The sequence below is a fragment of the Pseudomonas weihenstephanensis genome, from assembly GCF_016812185.1.
Taxonomy (GTDB): domain Bacteria; phylum Pseudomonadota; class Gammaproteobacteria; order Pseudomonadales; family Pseudomonadaceae; genus Aquipseudomonas; species Aquipseudomonas weihenstephanensis.
In genome coordinates this window covers 1-1,873 of the sequence record NZ_JAAEBV010000019.1, presented here as the reverse complement: position 1 = coordinate 1,873, position 1,873 = coordinate 1, and the positions used below count along the sequence as shown (strand labels likewise).

Here is a 1,873-nt window from a genome sequence, read left to right as displayed (position 1 = left end):
CCGTGCCATCGGCCTGGGCCGGGCTGCTTTCCCAGGCCAGGGTGTCTCCGTCCCAACCGAACAGGGTAAAGCCGCAACCCAGTTCACGTTGTTTACGCGCCTGTTCGTTTTGGTTCCAGTGCGAGCCGGCTTCCGGTCGATGCTTGTGGTGGGCGTTGGAGTATTTATGGAGGCGCCGCCCCAGCGGGTCGTAGGCGTAGTCGACGCGGAGTATGTTGTCTTCAAAGCGCACCAGACGGTCGAACAAGTCCCAGCACAGTCTCAGTTTTTAAAGAACGGTGTAGCGGTTCAACAGTTGACTGCGCCTTTCGGGCCACTGGCAATCAGTGCGGAACGACACGCTGTTTTCATGTCCGCGGGGGCATCTGTAATCCCTTCCTTGGAGTAGTCGCGCTGCCTTACGTAACTCCGCCTCGCCCCAGTACAGGTGACTTTATGACCAATACCGTCAATCGGTTAATCGCTGTGTTTGCGGAGTAGTATCAGAGAATGTCATCTCTCTCTGTCGGCGTAGATTCAGCTTTATCTGAGGGGCTCTGGCAGCCTGCGGGTTAAAGGGCGAAGTTTCTCGCGATCTACCCAAAGCCCCGGAAATACCTCAAACTTAAGATCATCTCTGTTAATTCCGGTATTAAAATACCTAACCAATCTGTCATTCAAGTCATGACTGCCCCACATATTCGTCAACTCATAGAGCTCAATAGTTTCTCTGTCTTTGGATACAGACAAATCAAGCTTTAATACTGGGGCTGTTGTAGTTTCTCTATCATTACCTATGCCTAGATCTATAAGCTTTCCTCCAAGGAATGGAAAGCTATTAGAAGTGGCATTGTAATGTAGAGCGTCCATCGAAGTGTAGGGTTTTATCCAGTAAGGATTGATATTGTCATGGAGGGAAGCTATAGATTCAATAGCGATTTTCCTGACACCTAAATCTCTTTGAACTACAGTTCCTACGAATACTTGGAAGAGTGGTTTTACTTCAGGCCAGCTTACATCTTCCCACTCATCCTTGTCTGACTTTATATCATAAAACCGCATGATCGCACTTGCAATCATTTGAGCTACTGTAAATAGACCGCTCTCAAGCTCGATCACAATAAATGCGCCAGCTTTCCAAGTTATTCTTTTTTTCATTGTGCCAGCCTCACTTTTTTAGTTTGCAATTGCATGATAATCCCGACTTGGCTCCACTTAAGTTCTCTTTTTCTAAATAGCTATCTGCTGCTGACATATACTCTTTATTTCGTGCATTGCCAGCACCTACTGGATTTTGTTTGTTTGCAGTTCCCTCAAGCCTGCCTAATTGCTCAAAACGGCGTTGCTCTAACCCGCGGGCAGTATCTTTTCCAGATTGGCCATGTCCCGTATATAAGACTTCTGGTGCACCACCTGCAAAACGTGAATAATCGCCGCCATAACGATATTTTAAAACCTCAGTGCCTGTTTTATTTCCTTGCATACTTGCATAGCCTATATAAGGCTTCCCTGTCTTTGAGTCGATACCTTGATAGGTGATATGAGTTGCATTTGCGGCGCTTGATGCTAGCCCCAGCGGATCAACCCACCCCGTAGGATTCGGCGCATACGCATACAGATTCAACCCACCCGCATAGCTGATCGGGTCTTTGCTGATAAACCGCCCAACCCGGGGATCATAGTACCGATAGCGCTTGTAGTGCAGCCCTGTTTCGTGATCGTGGTACTGGCCCTGAAATCTGATCGGGTTGGTCAGCCCTTCACGCTGCGCCCATTCCGAACACTGTTCTTTTATTTCACCCCAGGCTTTGTACTGCGCACTCCAGGCGATTTGGCCGTTGGGGTCGGTCAGTTCTTGTGGCGTGCCCAAGTGGTCGCACTGGTACCAGGCCAA

Annotated in this window: 2 protein-coding genes and 1 pseudogene; all 3 read right to left on the bottom strand. The window is 48.7% G+C overall.

The window, feature by feature from the left end; genetic code table 11:
- Positions 1 to 259, bottom strand: a pseudogene (locus GYN01_RS22180) (hypothetical protein); the annotation flags it as partial.
- Positions 260 to 522: 263 nt separating this feature from the next.
- Positions 523 to 1,137 carry a hypothetical protein gene (locus tag GYN01_RS22175; RefSeq protein WP_203307809.1) on the bottom strand — a complete coding sequence of 205 codons (615 nt, stop codon included), beginning with the start codon at positions 1,135 to 1,137 and terminating at the stop codon, positions 523 to 525.
- Between the two features lie 10 nt (positions 1,138 to 1,147).
- A partial coding sequence (locus GYN01_RS22170) for an RHS repeat-associated core domain-containing protein (RefSeq protein ID WP_238936416.1) occupies positions 1,148 to 1,873 on the bottom strand: 726 nt, incomplete at its 5' end.